Below are 23956 nucleotides of genomic sequence, written 5' to 3'. Positions count from 1 at the left end.
CCGGTCGGCCGGGTGTCGCGCCGGAAGAGCGTTCCTGGGCCGACGGACATCAGCCGGCCTCGTACAGGCGGCGGACGCGACGGTTGAGCCGGACGGTGCCCACCCAGAAGGTCAGTCCCGCCGCGAGCCCGGCGGCCGCGCCGATCCAGCGCGGGCCGCCGCCGGCCTGCCAGGCGAGCAGCATGCCGGCCGCCGAAGCGGCGCAGACCGCGAGGACCGCCACCGCGACCGGGCCGCCGATGTTGTCCGGCAAGCCCTTGCGGACGATGCCGTCGCTGCGCATGGCGATCCGCGCCAGGACGCCGGTCAGGGCGGCGAAACCGGCCGCGATCCCGCCGATCATGGCGAGCTGCCCGGTTTCGATGACATGGCCGATCCCCAGGCCGTAGGCGGTGAACGCGCAGGCGAAGGCCGGCCCGTACCAGCGGGGCATCTCGCCCGGCTGCCGGGCGGCCGTGTCGGCGCGGTCGGCCAGGCGCAGCGCCTCGGCGGCGGACAGCGGCGGTGGGACGGAGTCACTCATGGCTTCCCCCTCGGAAAGTGACGGTGGCTCCACTGTGCCACTTCCTTTCCGAGTTGGAAAGTATTTTCCACCTTGGCGTGGATGGGCGGCCCGGCACACGACGCGGCCCCCGCTCCACGAGGGGGCGGGGGCCGGGAGACGCGGGCGGGCCGGGTCAGCAGCGCGGGTCGATCTCCTGGAAGGTCGCGTAGTGGTCCGCGGACCAGTACTGCTCGCCGGCGCCGCCGGTGACCACCCGGCGGGTGCCGCGGTCGTTGGAGCCCGGGGTGACCACGGTGAACTCGTGGTAGTAGCCGTTGCCCTTCTTCGGGAGGCGGCTCTCGCGGTTCTCGAAGACGATGCCGTCCCGGTTGTACGGGTAGGGGCCGCCCTTGGCGATCAGGCCGAGGGTGTCCTGGGCCTGGCTCGGGAGCTTGGTGCGGCAGACGTCGGCCAGTGCCGGGTCGGCGGGGACCCAGGTGCCGCTCGGGGCGGGGCCGCCACCGGCCGGCGGGGACGGCTTGGGGGCGGAGGGCTTGGCGGCCGAGCCGCCCGCGGTGGTCGAGGTGGCGCTCGCGGCGGCCTTGGGGTGGCTGCTGCCGCCCTTGCCGGCGAGCAGGTAGCCGACTCCGGCGAGCACGGCCAGGATCAGGACGGCCACGACGACGAGCGGGCTCTTGCTTCTGGTCATGCGGTCCAGCTTGGCAGGCGCCGGGGCCCGGGCCGCCGTGTCACACACATGACGGACGCCACACGTGCGAACGGCCGGGCGGGAACGGACGCCGTTGTCCGTTCCCGCCCGGCCGTGTCACGTACGCCGGTTCTCCTGCGCCGAGCTCCGGTGTACGCCCTCCCGACGGGAGGGTGAGCGGTCAGTCGTACCCGCGCGTGAGTAGGGGATGCCTACCCTCTCAGCGCGAGTCGCTGCCCGCCGTCTCGATGGCGGCGCGGCCTGCCTCCAGGCGCGCGACCGGGATCCGGAAGGGGGAGCAGGAGACGTAGTCCAGCCCCACCTCGTGGAAGAAGTGCACCGACTCCGGGTCGCCGCCGTGCTCGCCGCAGACGCCGAGCTTGAGGTCGGGGCGGGTGGCCCGGCCGGCCTCGACGGCGTGCTTGACCAGCGCGCCGACGCCGTCGCGGTCGATGGTCTCGAACGGGGAGACCCCGAAGATGCCCTTCTCCAGGTAGGCGGTGAAGAACGAGGCCTCCACGTCGTCCCGGGAGAAGCCCCAGACCGTCTGGGTCAGGTCGTTGGTGCCGAAGGAGAAGAACTCGGCGGCCTCGGCGATCTGACCGGCGGTCACCGCGGCGCGCGGCAGCTCGATCATGGTGCCGAGCTTGATGTCCAGCGTGACGCCGGTGGTCTGGGCGACCTCGGCGAGCACCCGCTCGCACTCGTCGCGGACCAGTTCCAGCTCCTGGACGGTGCCGACCAGCGGGATCATCACCTCGGGGCGCGGGTCCCCGCCGGCCAGCCGGCGCTCGGCGGCGGCCTCGGCGATGGCCCGGACCTGCATGCCGAACAGGCCGGGGATGACCAGGCCGAGGCGGACGCCGCGCAGGCCGAGCATCGGGTTCTGCTCGTGCAGCTTGTGCACCGCCTGGAGCAGCCGCAGGTCGTTCTCGTTGGGGTCCTTGCGGGCCTCGGCGAGGGCGACGCGCACCGACAGCTCAGTGATGTCGGGCAGGAACTCGTGCAGCGGCGGGTCGAGCAGGCGCACGGTGACCGGCAGCCCGTCCATCGCCTGGAAGAGCTCCAGGAAGTCGCCCTTCTGCAGCGGCAGCAGGGTGGAGAGCGCCAGCTCCCGGTCCTTGTCGTTGTCCGCCAGGATCAGGTGCTCGACCTCCTTGCGGCGCTCCTCGCCGAGGAACATGTGCTCGGTGCGGCACAGGCCGATGCCCTGGGCGCCGTAGCGGCGGGCGCGCCCGCCGTCCTCGGCCTGGTCGGCGTTGGCGCGCACGGCGAGCCGGCGGCGGACGTCGGCGTGCGACATCAGCCGGTGGACGGCCTGGACCAGTCCGCCCTGGACGTCGGCGCCGGCGTGCAGGGTGCCCTCGAAGTACTCGACCACGGGGGACGGCAGGACCGGTACCTCACCGAGGTAGACCTTGCCGCTGGCGCCGTCGATCGAGACCACGTCGCCCTCGTGGACCACCAGGCCGTCGGCGGTGGTGAACTTGCGCGACTTGGTGTCGACCTCCAGCTCCTCGGCGCCGCAGACACAGGTCTTGCCCATGCCGCGGGCGACGACGGCGGCGTGCGAGGTCTTGCCGCCGCGCGAGGTGAGGATGCCCTCGGCGGCGATCATGCCGTCCAGGTCGTCCGGGTTGGTCTCCCGGCGGACCAGGATGACCTTCTCGCCGGAGCGGGACCACTTGACGGCGGTGTACGAGTCGAAGACGACCTTGCCGATCGCGGCGCCGGGCGAGGCCGCCAGGCCCCAGCCGATCTGCTTGGACTCGGCGGTCGGGGCGAAGCGCGGGAACATCAGCTGGGCCAGCTGGCCGCCGGTGACCCGCATCAGGGCCTCGTCCAGGTCGATCAGGCCCTGGTCGACCAGCTGGACGGCGATCCGGAAGGCGGCCGCGGCGGTGCGCTTGCCGACCCGGGTCTGCAGCATCCAGAGCTTGCCGCGCTCGATGGTGAACTCGATGTCGCAGAGGTCGCGGTAGTGGTTCTCGAGCTTGTGCATGATCGCCATCAGCTCGTCGTACGACTTCTTGTCGAGCTTCTCCAGCTCGGACAGCTGCAGGGTGTTGCGGATGCCGGCCACCACGTCCTCGCCCTGGGCGTTGGACAGGTAGTCGCCGTAGACGCCCTGGGCGCCGGTGGAGGGGTCGCGGGTGAAGGCGACGCCGGTGCCGGAGTCCTCGCCGAGGTTGCCGAAGACCATGGTGCAGACGTTGACCGCGGTGCCCAGGTCGTTCGGGATGCGCTCCTGGCGGCGGTACAGCCGGGCGCGGTCGCCGTTCCAGGAGTGGAAGACGGCGTGGATGGCGAGGTCCATCTGCTCGCGCGGGTCCTGCGGGAAGGCCCGGCCGGTCTCGCGCTCGACGATGCCCTTGAACACCTCGACCAGTTCCCGGAGGTCGGAAGCGTCCAGGTCCAGGTCGTTGACGGTGCCCTTGGCGTGCTTGGCCTCGTCCAGGGCCTCCTCGAACAGCTCGCCGTCGACGCCCAGCACGGTCTTGCCGAACATCTGGACCAGGCGGCGGTAGGAGTCCCAGGCGAAGCGCTCGTTGCCGGACTGGGCGGCCAGGCCGGCCACCGAGGCGTCGGAGAGGCCGATGTTGAGGACGGTGTCCATCATGCCGGGCATGGAGAACTTGGCCCCGGAGCGCACGGAGACCAGGAGCGGGTTGTCGGCCTGGCCGAGCTCCTTGCCCATCTCCTGCTCCAGCGCCTCCAGGTGGGCGCTGATCTCCCGGTGCAGCGAGGAGGGCTCGCTACCGGTCTGCAGGAAGACCTTGCAGGCCTCGGTGGTGATGGTGAACCCCGGAGGCACGGGGAGGCCCAGATTGGTCATCTCGGCCAGGTTCGCGCCCTTGCCGCCGAGAAGGTCCTTGAGGTCCTTGTTTCCTTCAGTGAAGGAGTAAACAAACTTCTGCTGGGACGGCACGGGTCGGTCTCCTCGTACGCGGTTGCCCTGACGCCGGAGAACATACCCATTTCGAAGGCACTTCTCTGCCCTGAATAGGCCACACGAGGCAGGTACCCGGCGGTAACCCGCTAGATCGAATGCGCATAAAGGCGTTCACCTCTGTTGGTGAAATCGTCCCCCTGACGCTAGCCAGCCTTCAAGTCCTGAAGACAAGGAAACGGGAAGATCGCTCGATTCGGACGCTGGGTAGCGACCGCGGGTCGGTCGCGTTGCCCCGGCTTGATTTCCTGCACCCGGATCGGCCGATCGGCGTCGAACCGGCTTCGGGAAGCGATTCACACGCGACCTGTCCATTTCGTCCACTGACCGGGTGTCAGCCGCCGCCGTGTGTGGCAAGCGTCACCAGCGCGTCCCACGCCTCGAACGTAGGACGCCTGCGCCAATCGTCGCACTGCGTCCAGGAACGTGCTCGTTCCGTGACATCCGGACGCCGAAAAGGAGCCCTCCTGTCCAGGATGGACAAGAGGGCCGGGACCGGGTGGCCAGCGGCCCCGAGGGGCCCATTTCGACGGATCGTCTAGATCATCCGCCAGAGGTGTCCGATTCGGCGCCCTCGCCCGGGCGGGCGCAGTCGTACGGATCGTCCAACCAGCCCTCGGGCAGGACCACCCGGCCGTTGCCGCTGGTGCGCCCGCGCGGGCCGTCCGCGCCGATCGGCCAGGTCTGGGTCTGCTCCACCAGGGCGAGGGTTTCGGCCAGCTCGGCCAGCGAGGAGGAGTTGGCGAGCCGCACCCGCAGCTCGGAGCCGACCGAGAAGCCCTTGGTGTACCAGGCGACGTGCTTGCGGAAGTCGATCACGCCGCGCGCCTCGTCGCCGATCCACTCGCCGAGCAGCTGGGCGTGGCGCACCATCGCCCGGGCCACGTAGCCGAAGTCGGGGCGGGCGTAGTCCACGTCGCCCTCGAAGATCGACACCAGGTCCTTGAACAGCCACGGCCGGCCCAGGCAGCCGCGGCCCACGACCACGCCGTCGCAGCCGGTCCCGCGCATCATCCGCAGCGCGTCGTCGGCCGACCAGATGTCCCCGTTGCCCAGCACCGGGACGTGCGCCGGCACGGCCTCGCGCAGCCGGGCGATCGCCGACCAGTCGGCCGTCCCGCCGTAGTGCTGGGCGGCGGTGCGCCCGTGCAGGGCGATCGCGGCCACGCCCTCCTCGGCGCCGATCCGGCCGGCGTCCAGGTAGGTGAGGTGGTCGTCGTCGATGCCCTTGCGCATCTTCATGGTCACCGGCAGGTCCCCGGCGTTGGCCACGGCCTCGCGCAGGATCTCGCGCAGCAGGTTGCGCTTGTACGGCAGGGCCGAGCCGCCGCCCTTGCGGGTCACCTTGGGGACGGGGCAGCCGAAGTTGAGGTCGATGTGGTCGGCCAGGCCCTCGTCCGAGATCATCCGGGCCGCCTTGCCGACGGTCACCGGGTCCACCCCGTACAGCTGGATCGAGCGCGGCTTCTCGCTCGGGTCGAACCTGATCAGCTGCATGGTCTTGGCATTGCGCTCGACCAGCGCCCGGGTGGTGATCATCTCCGAGACGTACAGGCCCTTGCCGCCGCTCTGCTCCCGGCACAGGGTGCGGAACGGCGCGTTGGTGATGCCGGCCATCGGCGCCAGCACGACGGGCGGCCACACCCGGATCGGGCCGATGTCCAGCGGCGCGAACTCGGTCGCGGCCGGGGGTGCCGGCTCGGTCGCGGCCGGGGGCGCCGACGCGGTCGCGGGCGCGGTGGGGGCGGGCGTGGCAGTCATGCGCGGCTGACCTCGGGTCGGGGGACGGGACTCTCCATTGTCCCCCACCCGCTCACCCGCCCGGGCTAGGTCCTGTCCGGCCGATCCCGCCCGGCCGATCCCGCCGGGCGGGACCCGGGGACGTCGGACCCGCCCTACCCCCCGTCGGAGCGGTAGCCGATGTCCAGGGAGCCCGAGCCGACCTCGGCCTCCAGGCTGTCGGCACTGGCCGCGTCGCCCAGGGCCGGATCGATGGTGCTGCTGCCCGACCCCGTCCCGCCGCTGATCCGGTAGTGGCTCCCCCGCGGCAGGGCCAGGGTCACCGAGCCGGACCGGGCGCTCACCCGGACGTCCTGCGGCGCCGACCGGAAGGACAGGTCCACCGCCCCGGAGGTGCTGGACACGTCCGCCCGGGAACCGGAGAGGTCCGTCCCCTGGGTCATCCCGGAGGTGGTGCGGGCGTGGACCGGGCCGGACAGCCGACTCAGCAGGATCGAACCGGAGGTGCCGTCCAGCCGGACCTCGCCGGTGAGGTCCGACACCTCGACCGACCCGGAGGTCATCGAACCGGAGACCGCGGTGTCGGCCGGCACCTCCAGCTCGACCTGGGCGCCGCAGTTGTAGAAGGGCAGCGAGCGCCGGCACTCCACGCCGACGGTCATCGTGTCGCCCACGACGTCGGCCCGCACCTTCGGCTCGGAGACCGTCCAGTCCAGGTTCTCGCGCACCACGACCCGGCCCGCCACGCCCGGCCTGATCCGCACCGAGGCGCTGCCGGTGGCGAGCTGCAGCCGGCGCACGTCGTTGACGTACGTCTGCTGCTCGGTCCGCGACTGCCGGGCCACCAGGGCCAGGGTCTGCGCCCCTCCCATGACCACCACGAACACCACGGTGAGGACCCCGGCCAGCCGCCACGCCCGGGTGGCCCGCGCGCTCATGTGATCTCCAGGAAGCGCAGCACCGCCATCACCCGGCGGTGGCTGTCGTCGGCCTGCGGCAGGTCCAGCTTGGTGAAGATCGAGTTGATGTGCTTGGCCACCGCGCTGTCGCTGACCACCAGCGAGGCCGCGATGGCCGCGTTGGACCGGCCCTCCGCCATCAGCGAGAGCACGTCCCGCTCGCGCGGGGTCAGCTTCTCCAGCGGGTCCCGGTGGCGGCGCACCAGCAGCTGGGCCACCACCTCCGGGTCCAGCGCGGTGCCGCCCTCGGCGACCCGCTGCAGCGCGTCCACGAAGTCGTCCACATTGGCCACCCGCTGCTTCAGCAGGTAACCGACCCCGCTGGTGTTGGTGGCCAGCAGGTCCGCGGCGTAGCGCTCCTCCACGAACTGGGAGAGCAGCAGCACGGCGGTGTCCGGCCACTGCCGCCGGATCACCATCGCGGCTTTCACGCCCTCGTCGTGGAAGCCCGGGGGCATCCGGACGTCCGCGACCACCACCCCCGGGCGGTGCTCCTCCACGGCGGCCAGCAGCTCGACGGCGTCCCCGACGGCGGCCACCACCTCGAACCCCACCGCCTCCAGGACCTTGACCAGACCGGCCCTCAGCAGGACCGAGTCCTCGGCGATCACAGCACGCACGGCAACTCCACGGTGATGGTGGTGGGGCCCCCGAGGGGGCTGAGAACGGACAGCGTCCCGTCGACCGAGGCGGCGCGCTTGCGCAGACCGGTGAGCCCGGTGCCGCGCGAGGGGTCCGCGCCGCCCACGCCGTCGTCGCCGATGACCAGCCGCAGCCGGCCGCCGGCCGTCCGCACCGAGACGTCGACCTGCTTCGCCCGGGCGTGCTTGGCCACGTTGGTGAGCGCCTCGGAGACGGTGAAGTAGGCGACCGCCTCGACGGTGGGGGCGATCCGCTCGGACAGCTCGACGTCCAGCCGCACCGGCAGCGGGGCCCGGGCGGCGATGCCGGACAGCGCCGCGTCCAGACCGCGGTCCTCCAGCACCGCCGGGTGCAGGCCGCGGACCAGGTCGCGCAGCTCGTCGATGGCCGCCTGGGCCTCCTCGTGCGCGGCGACGATCACCTGCATGGCGTCCGGCGGACAGTCCTTGAGGGTGCGCCGGGCCAGGCCCAGGTTCATCGCGAGCGAGGTCAGCCGCTGCTGGGCGCCGTCGTGCAGGTCCCGCTCGATCCGGCGGCGCTCGGCGTCCACCGCGTCCACCAGGCCGGCCCGGCTCTCCGCGATCTCCTCGACCCGCTGCTCCAGCTGCTCCGCCCGGTTCGGGCCGAGCAGCAGCCGGGCCGCCCGCACCTCCAGCCAGGCGGACAGCGTGGTCAGCCAGGGCGTCACCACCAGCAGCAGCACGCCGGTCACCGTGAGCAGCACGTCCAGGCCGGCCAGCTCGCCGCGCAGTCCCGCTTCGAGCGGCAGCATCCAGACCCAGGCGTACACGGTGGTCAGCACCAGGGCGACGCCCCAGAGGTAGACGCAGGCCAGCGCGCCGAGCGCCAGGACCGGGCCGACCAGCAGGTGGTAGGTGATCTGGCGCCAGGCCAGACCGAGGCGCAGCCGACCCAGCCGCAGGGCCGCGGACCTGCCGGGCGGCGGCAGTTCCACCCCGTACAGGGCGCGCAGCCGGCCGCGCTGGAGGGCGGTGAGCCAGGAGGTGGCGGCCAGCACGACCGCGAGGAGCGGGAAGAGCAGGGAGGAGTCGGTCAGGGCCAGCCAGACCGGGGCGGCGACGGGTATTCCGGCGGCCGTGAAGCGGGTCTCCCGCCAGACCTCGGGCGACCACGGAGGTCTGCCGAGGCTCCTGACGAGCGCTCGGCGCAACGTGGTGGAGGGCATGCCGGACAGCGTAGGGCCAGGTGATCAACGGTCACCATGAAGGGGGGTCCCGGTTCGGGGTGTATCTAGCTACACCCCGAATTCGGGGTGCGGCACCACCGACAAGCGGCCCCTCGCGACGGCAGGCTGGGGCCCATGACGAGCACCGCATCGCACTCCGCCACTCCGCCGCACGGGCGGCCCGTCCCCGGGGACCACGGGGGTGTTCCCGGGGGCGCGCTCCGCCCGGCGCCGGGGCCGGAGGGGACGCTGCCCGCCGGGGCCGGGCCCTGGTCGGTCCGCAGCGTCGGGTCCGGCCGCGGCCGGGCCGCGCTGGAGCTTTACCAGCACGGCGAGTTGGCCGACGTCCTGGTCGCCGCCCGCCTCACGCCGCAGCTGGTGCGCGGCGCGCGGCGCAGCCCGTCCGCCGGGCGGGGCGCGCACGTGCTCGCCTGGGGGCGGCTGCCGGCCGACGGTACGGCGCCCTCGGTGGTGTTCACCGGCGGGCGGCGGCTGTTCCGTACCGCCCGGGCCGCCGCTTCGGCCGAAGTGGTCACGGTGGCCGGGCAGTTCTGGCTGGCCTGCGCCGAGGGTCCGTACGACACCGTGCTGGTCGTGCCGCGGCCGGGCGGACCGGTGGAGCGGCTGACGCTGCAGCGGGTGCGCGAGGAGGTCTCCGCATGAGCATCGCCGTCGGCGCCGCTCCCGGGCCCGCCCTGCCGGAGCGGATCCGGGAACTGATCGAGCGGTTCGGGCAGTTGCCCGAGCGGTTCCGGCAGGTGCCGCGGCTGGCCGCGTTCGGGCTGCTGCCCTGGCTGATGCTGCTGGCCGTCGGGCAGCAGACCCCGTGGGTGGTGCTGGACCTCACGGAGTTCGCCGCCCTGCTGTCGCTGGACGCGCTGCTGCGCCGGCGCAGTGCCGCCGCGGTCTGGGCGGGCGGGGCGGTGGCGCTGCTGCTCGCCGGGGACGCCCTGGCCGACCTCGCCTGCGCCGGGCCGGGGCACGCGGTGCTCGCCGCGGTGGTGATGGCGTGCTGCGTCGAACTGCCGCTGGCGGCGGTGTGCCTGCTGCTCGGGCGCGAGGCGATACGTTCCCAGGCCCAGGCCCAGCCCCAGCCCTAGTCCCAGCCCTAGTCCTAGCCCTGGGGCAGTTGGTCCATCAGGAGGCGGGTCTCCTCGTCCAGCGGGGTGTAGCTGATCATGCGCGTGCCGAGCCGGGGGCTGAGCCAGAAGTTGGTGTACTCGCAGCGCAGCAGGCCCACGCCCGGCACCTGGAAGCGCTTGATCCCGTTGCCCGGCCGCATCACCTCGTGCCGCTGCCACTCCTCCGCGAAGTCCGGCGAGGCCCTGAGCAGTCGGGCCAGCAGCGCCTTCCAGGCCGGCTCGGCGGAGTGGTCGGCCATCGCCGCGCGGAACCGGGCCACCATGCCGAGGCGCTCCGTCCGGTAGTCGATCAGCACCTCGCGGAAGCGCGAGGGGGTGAACGCCAGCCACATCAAGTTCCGCTCCTCCGGCGGAAGTTCACCGAGATCGCCGACGATCGCGGTGTACGGCACGTTGTGCGCCAGGATGTCGTAGCGGGAGTTGACCAGGGCGGCCGGGTACGGCGTCAGCTGCTCCAGCACCAGCCGCACGCTCGGCGTCACCGAGGGGCACTCGGTGACCGGCGCCGGGTCGTCCGCGCCGGCCAGGGTGAACAGGTGCGCCCGCTCGCTCGGGTCCATCAGCAGCGCCCGGGCCACCGCGTCCAGCACCTGGGCGGACACCTGGATGTCCCGTCCCTGCTCCAGCCACGTGTACCAGGTCACCCCCACGGCGGCCAGCTGCGCCACCTCCTCCCGGCGCAGCCCCGGGGTCCGGCGGCGACCGGTCATCGGCAGACCCACCTGCTCGGGCGCGAGCCGCTCGCGGCGGCTGCGCAGGAACGCCGCCAGGTCGTGCCGACGGGCCTCGTCGGGGGTGCCGCGGTGCGGCCCGAGGGCAGCGGGACGGGCTTGCGCGGGCGGGGTCATCAGGCTCATGCTCCCCAGCATGCGGCACTCCGCAGCCTGTTGCCAGGTACTTCTTATACCTGGATAACCACACTCTGGTACCAGGGTGAGGAGCGGCGGATCGTATGACCCGTGACTCAACCACTCGCCGTCGCCCCGGCCGCCACCCGGACCGCCCCCACCGCTGCTCCGCACGCCCCCGCCCCCTCGCCCTCCGGCGGCCCCACCCCCTCCGGCTCCCCCTCCCTCGGTACCGCCGGACTGGTCACCGTGCTGCTCGGGGCCTTCCTGACGATGCTCGACTTCTTCATCGTCAACGTCGCCCTGCCCACCATCGACAAGGACCTGGCCGCCGGGCCCGCCGTACTGGAACTCGTCGCCGCCGGCTACGGCATCGCCTTCGCCGTCCTGCTCGTCCTCGGCGGACGGCTCGGCGACATCTTCGGCCGCCGCCGGCTCTTCGTCGCCGGGGCCGGCGCCTTCGCGCTCACCTCGCTGGCCTGCGGACTCGCCCCCGACGCGTGGTCCCTGGTCGCCGCCCGCGCCGCCCAGGGCGCCTCGGCCGCGCTGCTGATCCCCCAGGTGCTCGGTACCATCACCGCCGCCACCGACGGCGCCCGGCGCGGCCGCGCGCTCAGCGTCTACGGCGCGGTCGGCGGCATCTCGGTGGTCATCGGGCAAGTGCTCGGCGGGATGCTGGTCGCCGCCGACCTGTTCGGCACCGGCTGGCGCTCGGTCTTCCTGCTGAACGTGCCGTTCGCGCTGGTCACCATGGTCCTCGCGGTCCGCTACGTGCCGGAGAGCCGGGCCAGCCGGGCCGCCGCGGTGGACGTGCCCGGCACCGTCCTGCTCACCGCCACGCTGCTCTCCCTGCTCATCCCGCTGATGGAGGGCCGCGCGGCCGGCTGGCCGCTCTGGTCCTGGGTACTGCTCGCCCTGTTCCCGGTGTTCGCCGTCGCCTTCGCCCTGGTCGAGCGCCGCGCCGAGCAGCGCGGGGACACCCCGCTGGTGCCGCCCTCCCTGCTGCGGATCCCCGAGATGCGGCGCGGCCTCGGCATCGCGGTCCCCTACTTCGCGGGCTTCGGCGGCTTCATGTTCGTCATCGCCATCGCCCTGCAGCAGGGCCTGAAGCTCGGCGTGGTCGCGGCCGGCTGGGCGCTCGTCCCGATGGCCGTCGGCTACTTCACCGCCTCGCTCTCCGGCCCGCGGCTGATCGGCCGCTGGGGCAGCCGGGTGCTCAGCGCCGGCGCCGTCGTCCAGGCCATCGGCCTCGGCACCATCGCGCTGACCGTGCTCGCCGACACCGACCACTTCTCCGCGCTGCGGATGGCCCCGGGCGTCGCCCTGGCCGGCATCGGGCAGGGCCTGATCGGCACCCCGCTGTTCCGGGTCGTCCTCGCCAAGGTGCCCGCCACCCGGGCCGGCGTCGGCAGCGGCGTCCTCGCCACCGGCCAGCAGTCCAGCCTCGCCCTCGGCGTCGCCACCCTCGGCACCCTCTACCTCTCCCTCTCCCCCAGCCTCGGCATGGGCCGCGCGCTCGCCCTGTGCCTCGGCGTCCAGCTGCTGGGCTCCTTCACCGTGCTGTACCTGACCACCCGTCTGCCGCGCTCCATCGGCTGAGCCCGACCGGGCCCGGCCCATGGGCGACGGGCTCACGGGCGACGGCGAACGGCCCCGCGACCGGTTCCTTCCGGTCGCGGGGCCGTTCCGTCGTTCCGGCCGCTCCGCTCAGCCCTGCTCAGCCCTGCTCAGCCCTGGAGCGCGTCGAGCCAGCGGCCGACCAGGCCCCGCACCGCCTCGGCGTCCTCCACCTGCGGGTTGTGGCCGACGCCGTCGAGCACCGCGGCCGTCATCCGGGGGTAGTGGCCGAGCAGGGCGAGCTGGTCGCGCCAGCCCACCAGGGCGTCCTGCCGGGTGGTGACCAGCAGATGCCGCCCGCGGTGCTCGGGGGCCTTGTGCTCCGGCCAGTCCGGGAGCAGGAAGTCGGCCTCCAACTCGGCGGCCGCCGCCTGGTCGTGGACCCGAAGGCCGGGCAGCACGTACTGCTCGAACAGCTCCCAACTCGGTTCGGTGAGGCGGGCCATGACGTAGCCGAAGAGATCGCGGTCGGCGGCCGGGAGCCGGGCCAGCAACTCCTCGTCACGCTCCAGCACGGTCTCCTCGGGCAGGGTCCGCTCCCCGTGCCAGCGCACCACCGGCACCAGCAGCGCCGAGCCCAGCACCTGCTCCCCGTACCGGGCCGTCACCGCCCGGGCCAGCTGGCCGCCGAAGGACTGGCCGACCACGGCGAACGGGCGGTCACCCAACTCCGCGTCGATCCAGCCGAAGACGGCCTCGGCCAGGGCGGTCGCCGAGGTCGGGCCCGACAGCCGGGGGCTGGCGCCGTGGCCGGGGAGGTCGAGGTAGAGGCGGCGCCAGCCGGGACGGTCGGCGAAGACGGGTTCGAGCGGGAGCAGGACGCGGTGGTCGACGGTGTAGCCGTGGATCAGGACCAGCGGGGTGCCGTCGCCGACGACGGTGTGGTGGAGCACGGATCGGGTCATGGGGCCACGATCCGACACTGACACCGGTGTCAAGGTCAAGGGCGGTTTCGGACCGGGCCGTTCAGGCCAGCTCCTTGACCACGTCCAGGTACTCCCGGATCGCGTCCCGGTTGCGGGTCAGGCACTGGATCCGGCGGGTCATCCGCTCGGTCTCCGACTCCAGGGTCTCCAGCATCTCCGGGGTGGCGTCGGTGAAGTGGATCGTCCGCGGGGCATCCAGGCAGGGCAGGATCTGCTTGATGATCCGGGTCGGCAGCCCCGCGTCCAGCAGTCCGCGGATCTGGAGCACCCGGTCCACCGTGCGCTCGTCGTAGTCGCGGTAGCCGTTCGCCTCGCGACCCGGGAGGATCAGGCCCTGCTGCTCGTAGTAGCGCAGCAGACGCGGCACGGTCTCCGTCCGCCGGGCCAGTTCGCCGATCCGCACTGTGACCACCCTCACATCCCGACCGGGCCGCTCCGACTGGACCTTGACATCGATGTCAACGATAGACCATCGGCGCATGCCGACGAACGAACTCCGTTCCCCTGCCCCCTCGATGACGATCCCGACCACCGCCGGCGCCGATGCCGGGCCCGACACCGGGACGCCGGCCCGGCTGCCCTGGCCGGCCCTGCTGGCGCTGAGCACCGCCGGATTCATCACCCTGATGACCGAGGCGCTGCCCGCCGGGGTCCTGCCCGCGATGAGCGCCGACCTCGGCGTCAGCCAGTCCGGCGCCGGACAATCCGTCACCCTCTACGCGGTCGGCTCCATCGTCGCCGCCATCCCGCTGACCGCCGCCACCGCAGGCTGGCCGCGCAAGCGGCTGCTGCTCCTGGCCGTCGGCGGCTTCACCGTGGCCAACGCGGTCACCGCCGTCTCCGGCGACTACCTGCTCACCATGGCCGCGCGCTTCGCGGCCGGTCTGGTCGCCGGACTGCTCTGGGCACTGCTCGCCGGGTACGCCCGCGGCATCGTCGCGCCCGAACAGCGCGGCCGGGCGATGGCGGTCGCGATGAGCGGCGCCACCGTCGCCCTCTCGATCGGGGTGCCGGCCGGCACCCTGCTGGCCGGGGCCGCCGGCTGGCGGGTCGCCTTCGGGCTGATGAGCGTGCTCGCCCTGGCGCTGGTCGGCTGGATCGCCGCGGCCGTCCCGCCCGCCCCCGGCCAGGACGAGGGCGACCGGCTGCCGCTCCGGCAGGTGCTGCGGATCCCCGGCGTGGCGGCCGTCCTGGCGGTCACGGCGGCCTTCGTGCTCGCCCACAACATCCTCTACACCTACGTCGCGGCGCTGATCGAACCGCTGGGCCTCGGCGGACGGACCGACACCGTGCTGCTCGTCCTCGGGCTGACCTCGCTGGTCAGCATCGCCGTCACCGGCGCCCTGATCGACCGGCACCTGCGGACCCTGACCCTGATCGCCTGCCTGCTCGTCGCCGCCGCGGCCCTGACCGTCGCGGCCGCCCTGCTCGGCTCGGCCTCCTGGCCGGTCTACGCCGCCGCCGCGGTCTGGGGCCTCGGCTTCGGCGGCGTCGCCACCCTGCTCCAGACCGCCGTCGCCGACGCCGCCGACACGGCCGCCGACCTCGCCCAGTCCCTGCTGGTCACCTGCTGGAACCTCGGCATCGCCGCCGCCGCGGGCGCGGGCGGCCTCCTCCTCGACCACGCCGGAACGGCCTCCCTGCCCTGGTCGGCCCTGGCCCTGCTGGCCCTCGCCCTGGCCGTGACGGCGGCGTCCCGCCGCCACGGGTTCCCGGCACGACGGTGACGCTCGGGCAGCCCGCCGCAGCCAACCGGGCTGCCGGGGAACGGAGTTCAGCCGTTCAGGCCGCCGACGAAGGAGTCCAGGCGGGTGACCGCCTCCCGGAGGAGGTCGACCGAGCCGAGCGGGTCGTCGGGCAGTTCCAGGCCGTGGTCGGCGGCGGGCAGTTCCAGGAGCGGGTGGCCGGTGGAGTCGGCGAGGTCCCGGTCCCACAGCTTGTCGGCGCTTCCGCCGATCAGCAGGGTGGGGGCCGGGGTGCGGCGGAGGGCGCGGACCACCGGGTCGACGGTCAGGACCGGGGTCAGCCAGGCGGCCGCGAGGGCCCGGTCGGCGACGAGGCCGGCCGCGAAGGAGGCCAGCGACTTGCCGACCAGCAGCCGACAGGCGCCGCCCTCGGCGACCTGCCGCTCCACCCAGGCGATCCGCCGCTCCTCGGTGAACTCCCGGAAACCGTCCGGGATCTGCCACCACAGCTCCTGCACCGTCCAGCCGTGCCGGAGCAGTACGGAGCCGGCAAAGTGCAGCAGCGGCCGGGCGGGCGAGTAGCCGACGCCGGGGACGACCAGTGCGACCCGGTCCGGGTCACCGTCGTAACGGGTGGGGAGGCCGAGGGCGGCAGGAGCGGACATGGGGCGCAGGCTACCCCGGCGGACCGCAGGTCACGCCCCACTCCCCACCGCCACCGCCGGTCCGGGCCGGGCGGTGACCACCGCGAGGCTGCCGGCCAGGGCGATCGCGGCGAAGACGGCCAACGCGGCGGTGGTGCCGACCGCACCGGCCAGCGCGCCGCCTAGCAGCGCGCCGACCGGCATGACGAGTTGGCCGATCGAGCGGGACAGGCCGAGCACCCGTCCCAACTGCCCTGGCGGCGACAGCTGTTGCTGCAGAGTCAGCCAACTCACACCCCAGACCGTCGCGCAGAAGCCGAACACCAGTTGGTAGACGATCAGCACCGGGAGCGCGGCGCCGAGCGAAGCCAGCGGGATCAGGAACAGGGTGGCCGCGGCGAGTGGGCCGAAGAGCGGAATCACCCTGGTCAGGCCGACCCGCCGGATCACCCGCCGGGCGGTGAGCACGGCGGTGACAGCGGCGATGCTGTAGACGGCCTGGGTCAGCCCGAGTTCGCCCGGGCCCAGGCCGAGCACCTGGTAGGCGAAGTAGGCGAACAGCCCGGCCAACCCGGCCCCGCCGAGGTTGAGCGCGGCCGCGGCAACGGCGAGCCGGGCCAGCAGCGGCCGCTCGCGCAGCACGTCGACGCCCTCGCGCAGCGACTCGACGACCCCCGGACGCGCGGCGGAGCGCTCCGACTCCCCGCCCTGCGGGAGCCGGGGACGGAGTCGGAGCAGGCTCAGGGCGAGCGCGGACAGCCCGTGGCCGACCGCGTCGGCCAGCATCGCGGAGGCCGCACCCACCCACTGCACCAGGGCCGCCGCCAGCCCGGGCCCGGCGATCTGACCCGCCGAACGGGCCCCGGCCAGCTTCGCGTTGACCGCCACCAGGCCGTCCTTGGGCACGAGGTCCGCCACCACCGTTGGCACCGCGATGGCCGAGAGTCCGCCCAACGCCCCGGAGACGGCGGCCACCACGCAGAGGTGGACCAGGGTCAGCGCACCGACCACGTACGCCAGCGGGACGGTGGCGATCAGCAGCAGCTGGACGACGTCCACCGCGACCAGCAGCCGCCGACGGGAGACGACCCGGTCGACCAGCACCCCGGCGAACGGCCCGGTCAGCCCCTGCGCCCCGTACTCCAGGGCGAACAGCAGCGAGGCGGCCAGCGGCCCGGTGTCCAGCAGCAGGATCGCCAGAGCGGGCAGGGCCAGCGCCGTGACCTGGGTGCCCGCCACCCCGACACCCTGCGCGAACATCAGCACGGGCACCGCGCCGCGCACGGGCGGCGGGGCGGCCGCCGGGGAGCTTCCTGCGCTGTCATCTGCCATGCATGTCAAGCTACTTCAGGCCATGGTGGCCCAACGGCCGGTTCCGCCATACTTGGTGTGCACAGTGATCGAGTCCGATGGAAGGGGGAGCTCATGAGCTTCGTTCTCGTGTTCCTGGCCGCCCTGGCGGCCGTCGTCGGCGGCACCACGCTGTACCTGGTCCGCCGTGAGCGGGCCCACCGGCAAGCGGCGGACGGAGCGGAGGGCCTGCTGATCGAACAGCGGCGGACCTCCCAGGCCCTCCGGATCCGCGCCGTCTACTCGACCTTCGCCACCCACCACGGCAACGGCCTGTTCCCCGACAACCTGCACCAGCAGTACTCCTGAACGTCCCGCGCGGGGGCCCACCCAGCAGCACCGGCCCCCGCGCACGGCCGTAGGCCCGCGTAAGAACCCGGGTGCGCCCGCGACCAGATCGGCGGCGTCTTCCGGCGCGGCGGCAAGGTGCGGATCGAATCCCCGGTCGGCCGGGTGCTGTTCGACGACGACGTCGAGGGCCGGCCCGCCGTCATCGCCGAGGCATTCTGCCGCCACGGCTACCCTTGGGAGGGCGCCCGGACCGCCGCCGGGGGCGCGATCGAGAGCTGAGGTTTTCCCCCGTTGTCCGACTACAGAGCCGCGCCACGGACGGTCGTCGAGGCCTGCTTCGACCCGCAGGGCACCGCCTCCCTCGCCTACGTCTACGACCTCGCCGCAGCCGCCGGACTCGCAGACCAGCCGGTCCGGCTGGCGATCCGCCGACTGGAGGCGGCGGGCGTCCTGCGACAGGAGGGCCGCGGCCGCAAGGGCAGGCTGCTGCTGACCGACACCGGACGGCTCCGGACGGACCAGGACGCCCAGCTCATCGCGCTCGCCTACGCACAGGACGCCGGCCGGGCCCCGTGGGACGGTCGCTGGCGGCTCCACACCTTCTCCGTCCCCGAGCAGCACCGGCCCGAACGCGACGCCCTGCGGGCCGCGTTGACCCGACTCGGCGCCGCCCCGCTCACCCCCGGCGCCTACCTCAGTCCGCACGACCTGCGGGCCGAACTCGTCACCGAGACCTCGGAGTCCACGGTCGGCGACTACCTGATCACCGCCGAGGCCACCCGGCTCACCGGCCCCGGTTTCACCGACCCGACGTCGATCGCCGAGCGGCTCTGGCCCGCCGCCGACACCGTCCAGGCCTACCGCCCGCTCGCCGACGCGCTCGCCCGGCAACCCCTCACCCCCGACCCTGACGAACTCGTCGTGGCCGCACTGGAGTTGGCCGACGCCTTCAGCCGGGCACTGGAACAGGACCCGCTCCTGCCACCGGAACTGCGCCCCACCCCCTGGCCGCCCGCACAGCTCCGCCGCGCCTTCCAGGACCGGTGGACGGCGATCCGCCTCCGGGCACCGGACCTCTCCCTCTTCCGCGCCTTCGACACCCCCGGCGCGCCGTCGGCCTGACGGACGCCCCCAAACACTGCCGCCCCGTCCGAACGCCCCCATGCCTGTAGGCAAGTTGTGACGGAAATGCCGACGGAACCGGCTACCCGGCGCATCGCCCTCGTGGGACCGTACCCTTCGTGCACCGCAGTAGGCGGTGACGGGGGGAAGGGTTCGGCATGGGCCACAGCACGCGCACGTCCGGAAGGCTTCGCATCGTCCTCACGGCTCTGCTCCTCGGCGCCGCCGCGTGCAGCGTCGCGCCCGGGAGCCACCGGCCCGCCGACGGCAAGGCCGCCGGTCCCCCGCCGCAGATCATCCCCAGCCTGCCCCGGCCGCCGTTCCCGGAGAAACCCCGGCAGGCGATCCTGCGGATGGCCAGGGAGGACGGCACCGCACCGGCGCACGAGAGCCAGATCGCCCTGGCCGAGTACGACAACAGCGACTACGGACCGGCGCTGATCTGGCGCCCCGAGAAGACCGACAGCCTCTGCGTCGGGAGCTCCACCGGGAAGGGCTCGAGCAAGTACTGTCCGACGGCCGAGAAGCTGCACCTCGGCACCCTCCCGGTCCCCGGGGTCGACATCTTCCAGAACGTCTCCCAGTTCACCACCGGCCGGCGGCAAACGGAGTGGACGGGGATGCTGATGGCCCGCGGTGAGGAGATCGACCACCTCTCCTGCCAGGGACGGGCGTTCCCGGTCCGACGGGTGTTCTCCTTCCAGCACGACAATGTGCCCTTCACCGTCTACACGGTCACCGTCTCGGAGGACCTTCCGAGCGACTACCGGGTGTCCGTCCGCCGCGGCGGCGGGTCGGCCGAGGAGCGCCTGTCGTTCCCGGGCTGGCAGATCACGCCCGCATCCTGCTGAGCACCCGCCCCCGGCCGGGAAAAGCTGTTGGTCCGACTTCCCTACCCGTCCGACAATCGCCGGATGACCGACGATCACATCGACTGGGACCGACTCCGCGCCGCCCGCCGGGCCTGCACCCGATTCCTGTCCGGAAGCCGTCCACTGAGCATGCACGAGCGGCTCACCGCGCTCCTCGCCGCGGTGGAACCGGGCAGCTACCCCGACCTCTACGGAAACGGCGGTCCGGTCCGGGAACTGGAGGAGCGCACCGCCGCGCTGCTGGGAACGGAGGACGCGGTCTTCTTCCCCACCGGCACCATGGCCCAGCAGGTCGCCCTGCGCCACCACGCCGAGCAGACCGGCCGCCAGGCCGTCGCCCTCCACCCGCTCAGCCACATCGAGCGGCACGAACGGCACGCCCACAGCCAGCTCACCGGCCTGCGCGGGCTCTGGCCCACCACCGAACCGCGCCAGCCCACCGCCGACGAACTCCGCGGCCTCGGCGAGCCGTTCGGCACCCTGACGGTCGAACTCCCGCTCCGCGACCCGGGCTTCGTCCTCCCCAGCTGGGACGAGCTGACCGAGCTGGTCGCCGCCGCCCGCGAGGCCGGTGCCCGGGTGCACTTCGACGGCGCCCGACTGTGGAACACCACGACCCACTTCGGCCGGTCGCTCGACCGGATAGCCGCCCTCGCCGACAGCGTCTACGTCTCCTACTACAAGGACCTCGGCGGCATCAGCGGCGCCGCCCTCGCCGGGGACCGGACGCTCACCGCCTACGCCCGCACCTGGCGCCACCGCTACGGCGGACAGCTCTACCAGCAGTGGCCCGCCGCCCTCGCCGCGCTCACCGGCCTGGACACCGTGCTCCCGCTGATCCCCGGCCACGCCCGCCACGCGGCGACCCTCGTCCCCGCCCTGGCCGCCCTCCCCGGCGCCCGGCTGTTCCCGGCCGTCCCGCCCACCCACGAGTTCCAGCTCTGGCTCCCCCACTCCGCGAACGCCCTGAACACCGCCGTCCTCGCGCTCGCCGAACAGGAGAAGACCTGGTTCATCCCCGAGTGGACCGACGCCGCCCCCGGCCTCGCCATGGCCGAGATCGGCCTGGACGGCCCGGCCCAGGAGTGGACGCCGCAGGACGTCACCGAACTCGGCCTGCGCTTCCTGGAACTGACCGAGGCCGCGGAGCGGGCCACCACCGACCGAGGCGAGTCCAGCAGCTGACGGCGCGTGCAAAGGGGTTGGCGGGCGCCGGAGGCTTCGTGTCAGAATGACGATTATGAGCAAGCAGCATGCGGGGGCCTTCGCCGACGTCCGCGACCGTGCGGGGCTGGCGGCCCTGATGGACACCGGGGCACGGCCGAAGTGGGTGATGTTCTGGGGGCACACCGCGCGCAAGGGCGGTGGGACGCGACAGGAGTGCCTGAGCCAGTGGTGGCCCGGGCGGTTCAGCGTCGACGGGGAGGAGTACGCCTCCGCCGAACACTGGATGATGGCCGGGAAGGCCCGGATGTTCGGGGACGAGGAGGTCGCGCAGCGGGTGCTGGCGGCCGGTACGCCCGCCGAGGCGAAGAAGCTGGGCCGGCTGGTGCGGGGCTTCGACGAGGAGACCTGGACGGCGGGCCGGTTCGAGCTGGTGGTCGAGGGGAACGTCGCGAAGTTCGGCCAGGACGAGGCCCTGCGGGAGTACCTGCTGGGCACCGGCGGTCGCGTCCTGGTCGAGGCCAGCCCGGTGGACCGGATCTGGGGCATCGGGCTGGCCGCGGACGACATCCGGGCCGAACGCCCGCTGGAGTGGCGGGGGTTGAACCTGCTCGGCTTCGCCCTGATGGAGGCGCGGGCCCGGCTGGGCGACTGAGACCCGCCACCGGCAGGGCCGTCGGCCGCATGTCCACGGGGGCGGCCGTTGCGGGGAGCGCGACCGGCGCACTACCCGCAACGGCCGCCCCCTGCGCGCTCCTTGACACCACTCGGGCACGACTGGTCGCGCTCTCGTAACTCCATCGCCACATTCCGACGCCAGGATGTCCCGCAGTCAGGGTAGAGATGGACAGGTTGGGGCGATCATGCGCATGCGGTCGACGGAAGAATCCGCAGGCCAGCAGCCGGAGGACGAGCAACGGGCCGCCGAACTCCGGGCAGAACTGGACGAGTTACTCCGCGCGAGCCGTTACGCGAGCCAACGCGAACGGCGGCTGAACGAGGCGATACGGGCGACGCCGGGCCGCCAGCACCCGGACGGGGACCTGCTGCGGCAGCTCGCCCAGGCCCGCGTCCTGCGCGAGGGCCTGAGTGCGCGGTGCATCCAACTGAGCGATCAGCTGCAGGAGTTGGAGATCGAGCTCAGACAGCGGCAACACCCCCAGCCGGACCCGCCGGAGCCCCGCCCCCACCTCCACTCCCGGCCGCACCGGACACCACAGCCACGCCGGTCGTCCCAGCCCCGTCAGGCACCACAGCCCCATCAGGCACCGCAGCCGCACCAGGCACCGCAGCCACCCCCGCCCCCCGAGCCCCACCGGCAGCACCAGCCGCCGCCACCGCCCACCCGACCCGACCTCGGCGCCCTCACCGAACGGATCACCGGCCTCCACCGCACCGGCGCCCTCCCCGAGGTCGAGGAGCTGCTGAACCAGGCCGCCGCCCGTCTCGCCCCCGCCGACGCCGCCCTGCTGGTCGGGATGCTCTCCCGGCGGGGCCCGACCGGCGCCTCGCTGCAGCTGGCCCGGACCGCCGCCGGGAACACCCCCGAGCACGCGGTCGCCGTCCTCGCGGAACTGCGCGAACTGGGCCTGACCGAGGAGGCCGCCGAACTGTTCCACGCCTTCTGGGCCTACCCGGCCTCCGCCGTCCCGGCCCTGCTCGGCGCGCTGGAGCGGGCCGGGCAGCACGCCGACGGCGCCACCCTGCTCTGGGAGTGGGGCTCGGCCCCGACCTCCGAGCTGACCTCGCTCGCCGCCTGTCTCCAGCAGCACGGCCGCCCCGCCGACGTCCGGACCCTGCTGCGCCAGGCGGCCGGCCGCCCGACCGCCGACCTGGTCGGCCTCGCCACCGAGCTGCCGCCCGCACTCGCCACCCTGCTGCTGCACGAGCTGGCCGCCCTGCGCCCGCCGACCGAACTGGTGCGCCTGGCAGCCGCGTTGGACGGCCACCGGGAGCTCTACGGGCAGCTGCTGGCCGCCCTGCTCGCCGACGACACCCGCCACCGCACCACCCTCGCCGCACTGCGCACGGCCGGCCTGCCGACCGCCCCGAAGCCGGCCACCCCGCGCTCCCGCTGGGGCCGGCGCTAGGCCCTGTCCGGCGCCGAACAAGCGAACAAGCGAACAAGCGAACAAGCGGGGAGCCCCCGGTCGCCCTCCCGCGGGAGGGCGACCGGGGGCTCCCCGGAGTACCGGACTCAGCAGCCGATCAGACGCGCCGCCAGGTACGCCTTGACCTGGTCCAGCGACACCCGCTCCTGCGACATGGTGTCGCGGTCGCGGACGGTCACCGCGTTGTCCTCAAGGGTGTCGAAGTCGACCGTGACGCAGAACGGCGTGCCGATCTCGTCCTGGCGGCGGTAGCGCTTGCCGATCGCGCCCGCGTCGTCGAACTCGACGTTCCACGCGGTGCGCAGGTCGGCGGCCAGGCCGCGGGCCTTCGGCGACAGGTCGGCGTTGCGCGACAGCGGCAGGACGGCGACCTTGACCGGGGCCAGCCGCGGGTCGAGCCGCATGCCGACGCGCTTCTCCATGACGCCCTTGGCGTTCGGCGCCTCGTCCTCGAAGTAGGCGTCGATCAGGAAGGCCAGCATGGCGCGGTTGAGGCCGGCCGCCGGCTCGATGACGTACGGGAAGTAGCGCTCGCCGCTCTCCTGGTCGAAGTAGCGGAGGTCCTTGCCGGAGGCCTCGCTGTGCACCCGCAGGTCGTAGTCGGTGCGGTTGGCGACGCCCTCCAGCTCGGAGAACTCGGAGCCGCCGAAGTTGAAGCGGTACTCGATGTCCACGGTGCGCTTGGCGTAGTGGGACAGCTTCTCCTTCGGGTGCTCGAAGAAGCGCATGTTCTCGGTGCGCATGCCGAGGTCGACGTACCAGTCCCAGCGCTGCTGGAGCCAGTACTCGTGCCACTGCTCGTCGTCGCCCGGCTTGACGAAGAACTCCATCTCCATCTGCTCGAACTCGCGGGTGCGGAAGATGAAGTTGCCGGGGGTGATCTCGTTGCGGAAGCTCTTGCCGGTCTGGGCGATGCCGAACGGCGGCTTCTTGCGCGAAGTGGTCTGGACGGAGCTGAAGTTGGTGAAGATGCCCTGGGCGGTCTCGGGGCGCAGGAAGGCCAGGCCGCTGGCCTCCTCGGTGACGCCGAGGTGGGTCTTCAGCATGCCCGAGAAGTCCTTGGGCTCGGTGAACTGACCCTTGGTACCGCAGTCGGGGCAGTTGACGTCCTTGAGGCCGTTCGGCGGCGGGAAGCCGTGCTTGGCCTCGTACTTCTCCTCCAGGTGGTCGGCCCGGTGGCGCTTGTGGCAGGAGAGGCACTCGGTCAGCGGGTCGTTGAAGGTGGCGACGTGGCCGGAGGCCTCCCAGACCTCGCGGGCCAGGATCACCGACGAGTCGAGTCCGACGACGTCCTCACGGGCCTGGACCATCGTGCGCCACCACTGGCGCTTGATGTTCTCCTTGAGCTCCACACCCAGCGGTCCGTAGTCCCAGGCGGCACGCGTGCCGCCGTAGATCTCGCTGCAGGGGTAGACGAAGCCACGGCGCTTGCTCAGGCTGACGATCGTGTCGATCTTGTCGGCGGCCACAGTGCTCTCTTCAGTACGTACGGCACGGTCAGGGCACGGCTGGTT

24 protein-coding genes are annotated in these 23956 nt (G+C 73.1%); 11 read left to right on the top strand and 13 right to left on the bottom strand.

Going from position 1 to position 23956, the window contains the following annotated elements; translation table 11 throughout:
* Positions 1–49: 49 nt before the first annotated feature.
* The 7 genes from ACIP4P_RS12960 to ACIP4P_RS12930 all read right to left on the bottom strand — a co-directional run bounded on the left by ACIP4P_RS12960 (position 50) and on the right by ACIP4P_RS12930 (position 8670).
* Positions 50–523 (bottom strand): hypothetical protein, encoded by a 474-nt coding sequence (locus ACIP4P_RS12960; protein ID WP_400917361.1) that lies wholly within the window; start codon positions 521–523, stop codon positions 50–52.
* 154 nt (positions 524–677) lie between these two features.
* Positions 678–1193 carry a ribonuclease gene (locus ACIP4P_RS12955; RefSeq protein WP_350511015.1) on the bottom strand — a complete coding sequence of 172 codons (516 nt, stop codon included), beginning with the start codon at positions 1191–1193 and terminating at the stop codon, positions 678–680.
* Between the two features lie 220 nt (positions 1194–1413).
* The gene (gene ppdK / locus ACIP4P_RS12950) at positions 1414–4122 is read right to left on the bottom strand and encodes a pyruvate, phosphate dikinase (protein WP_400917360.1); all 2709 of its coding nucleotides are present in this window, start codon (positions 4120–4122) and stop codon (positions 1414–1416) included.
* Between the two features lie 564 nt (positions 4123–4686).
* Entirely contained in the window at positions 4687–5904 is a 1218-nt protein-coding gene (dusB, locus tag ACIP4P_RS12945; RefSeq protein WP_400917358.1) for a tRNA dihydrouridine synthase DusB, read from the bottom strand.
* A 134-nt stretch (positions 5905–6038) separates the two neighbouring features.
* Positions 6039–6821 carry a DUF4097 family beta strand repeat-containing protein gene (locus ACIP4P_RS12940; protein WP_400917356.1) on the bottom strand — a complete coding sequence of 261 codons (783 nt, stop codon included), beginning with the start codon at positions 6819–6821 and terminating at the stop codon, positions 6039–6041.
* Entirely contained in the window at positions 6818–7462 is a 645-nt protein-coding gene (locus ACIP4P_RS12935) for a response regulator transcription factor (protein ID WP_350511011.1), read from the bottom strand. Before ACIP4P_RS12935 ends, ACIP4P_RS12940 begins: the two co-directional genes overlap by 4 nt.
* On the bottom strand, positions 7450–8670 hold the full coding sequence (locus tag ACIP4P_RS12930; protein WP_400917354.1) for a histidine kinase: 1221 nt from the start codon (positions 8668–8670) through the stop codon (positions 7450–7452). Before ACIP4P_RS12930 ends, ACIP4P_RS12935 begins: the two co-directional genes overlap by 13 nt.
* A 135-nt stretch (positions 8671–8805) precedes the next feature.
* On the opposite strand from ACIP4P_RS12930, the gene ACIP4P_RS12925 reads away from it, so the two are divergent.
* Positions 8806–9333: a hypothetical protein gene (locus ACIP4P_RS12925; protein ID WP_400917352.1), complete on the top strand. Its 528-nt coding sequence runs from the start codon at positions 8806–8808 to the stop codon at positions 9331–9333.
* Positions 9330–9770 carry a hypothetical protein gene (locus tag ACIP4P_RS12920; RefSeq protein ID WP_400917350.1) on the top strand — a complete coding sequence of 147 codons (441 nt, stop codon included), beginning with the start codon at positions 9330–9332 and terminating at the stop codon, positions 9768–9770. The genes ACIP4P_RS12925 and ACIP4P_RS12920 overlap by 4 nt, the downstream gene beginning before the upstream one ends.
* A 14-nt stretch (positions 9771–9784) precedes the next feature.
* Here the strand turns inward: ACIP4P_RS12920 and ACIP4P_RS12915 are convergent, their stop codons facing one another.
* The gene (locus ACIP4P_RS12915) at positions 9785–10669 is read right to left on the bottom strand and encodes a helix-turn-helix transcriptional regulator (RefSeq protein ID WP_400917348.1); all 885 of its coding nucleotides are present in this window, start codon (positions 10667–10669) and stop codon (positions 9785–9787) included.
* 102 nt (positions 10670–10771) lie between these two features.
* Here ACIP4P_RS12915 and ACIP4P_RS12910 point away from each other — a divergent pair, with 102 nt between their 5' ends.
* Positions 10772–12259 (top strand): MFS transporter, encoded by a 1488-nt coding sequence (locus ACIP4P_RS12910; protein WP_400917346.1) that lies wholly within the window; start codon positions 10772–10774, stop codon positions 12257–12259.
* 128 nt (positions 12260–12387) lie between these two features.
* On the opposite strand, the gene ACIP4P_RS12905 is transcribed toward ACIP4P_RS12910, so the two are convergent.
* Both ACIP4P_RS12905 and ACIP4P_RS12900 read right to left on the bottom strand, forming a co-directional pair.
* Positions 12388–13182, bottom strand: a complete 795-nt coding sequence (locus ACIP4P_RS12905) for an alpha/beta fold hydrolase (RefSeq protein WP_400917344.1) — start codon at positions 13180–13182, stop codon at positions 12388–12390.
* Positions 13183–13243: 61 nt separating this feature from the next.
* The gene (locus ACIP4P_RS12900) at positions 13244–13606 is read right to left on the bottom strand and encodes a MerR family transcriptional regulator (protein ID WP_400917803.1); all 363 of its coding nucleotides are present in this window, start codon (positions 13604–13606) and stop codon (positions 13244–13246) included.
* A gap of 76 nt (positions 13607–13682) precedes the next feature.
* On the opposite strand from ACIP4P_RS12900, the gene ACIP4P_RS12895 reads away from it, so the two are divergent.
* Complete coding sequence (locus ACIP4P_RS12895) at positions 13683–14930, top strand: MFS transporter (RefSeq protein ID WP_400917342.1); 1248 nt, start codon at positions 13683–13685, stop codon at positions 14928–14930.
* Between the two features lie 47 nt (positions 14931–14977).
* On the opposite strand, the gene ACIP4P_RS12890 is transcribed toward ACIP4P_RS12895, so the two are convergent.
* The gene (locus ACIP4P_RS12890; RefSeq protein WP_400917340.1) at positions 14978–15553 is read right to left on the bottom strand and encodes an alpha/beta hydrolase; all 576 of its coding nucleotides are present in this window, start codon (positions 15551–15553) and stop codon (positions 14978–14980) included.
* Between the two features lie 30 nt (positions 15554–15583).
* Positions 15584–16864, bottom strand: a complete 1281-nt coding sequence (locus ACIP4P_RS12885; RefSeq protein WP_400917338.1) for an MFS transporter — start codon at positions 16862–16864, stop codon at positions 15584–15586.
* Between the two features lie 93 nt (positions 16865–16957).
* Here ACIP4P_RS12885 and ACIP4P_RS12880 point away from each other — a divergent pair, with 93 nt between their 5' ends.
* From ACIP4P_RS12880 to ACIP4P_RS12850, 7 genes are all read left to right on the top strand, one after another.
* Positions 16958–17191 (top strand): hypothetical protein, encoded by a 234-nt coding sequence (locus ACIP4P_RS12880; protein ID WP_400917336.1) that lies wholly within the window; start codon positions 16958–16960, stop codon positions 17189–17191.
* A 117-nt stretch (positions 17192–17308) separates the two neighbouring features.
* On the top strand, positions 17309–17452 hold the full coding sequence (locus tag ACIP4P_RS12875) for a hypothetical protein (RefSeq protein ID WP_400917334.1): 144 nt from the start codon (positions 17309–17311) through the stop codon (positions 17450–17452).
* 12 nt (positions 17453–17464) lie between these two features.
* On the top strand, positions 17465–18295 hold the full coding sequence (locus tag ACIP4P_RS12870) for a PaaX family transcriptional regulator C-terminal domain-containing protein (protein ID WP_400917332.1): 831 nt from the start codon (positions 17465–17467) through the stop codon (positions 18293–18295).
* 158 nt (positions 18296–18453) lie between these two features.
* Positions 18454–19146: a hypothetical protein gene (locus ACIP4P_RS12865; RefSeq protein ID WP_400917330.1), complete on the top strand. Its 693-nt coding sequence runs from the start codon at positions 18454–18456 to the stop codon at positions 19144–19146.
* Between the two features lie 63 nt (positions 19147–19209).
* Positions 19210–20352 carry a threonine aldolase family protein gene (locus ACIP4P_RS12860; protein ID WP_400917328.1) on the top strand — a complete coding sequence of 381 codons (1143 nt, stop codon included), beginning with the start codon at positions 19210–19212 and terminating at the stop codon, positions 20350–20352.
* A gap of 55 nt (positions 20353–20407) precedes the next feature.
* Positions 20408–20986 (top strand): NADAR family protein, encoded by a 579-nt coding sequence (locus ACIP4P_RS12855; protein WP_400917326.1) that lies wholly within the window; start codon positions 20408–20410, stop codon positions 20984–20986.
* 214 nt (positions 20987–21200) lie between these two features.
* Positions 21201–22421: a hypothetical protein gene (locus tag ACIP4P_RS12850; protein ID WP_400917324.1), complete on the top strand. Its 1221-nt coding sequence runs from the start codon at positions 21201–21203 to the stop codon at positions 22419–22421.
* 107 nt (positions 22422–22528) lie between these two features.
* Here the strand turns inward: ACIP4P_RS12850 and ACIP4P_RS12845 are convergent, their stop codons facing one another.
* On the bottom strand, positions 22529–23911 hold the full coding sequence (locus ACIP4P_RS12845) for a glycine--tRNA ligase (protein ID WP_350510995.1): 1383 nt from the start codon (positions 23909–23911) through the stop codon (positions 22529–22531).
* Positions 23912–23956: the final 45 nt, after the last annotated feature.

This window comes from Kitasatospora sp. NPDC089509, assembly GCF_044749365.1.
Taxonomy (GTDB): Bacteria; Actinomycetota; Actinomycetes; order Streptomycetales; family Streptomycetaceae; genus Kitasatospora.
The sequence above is the reverse complement of the archived record's forward strand: the minus strand, read 5'-3'. Positions and strand labels throughout refer to the sequence as shown.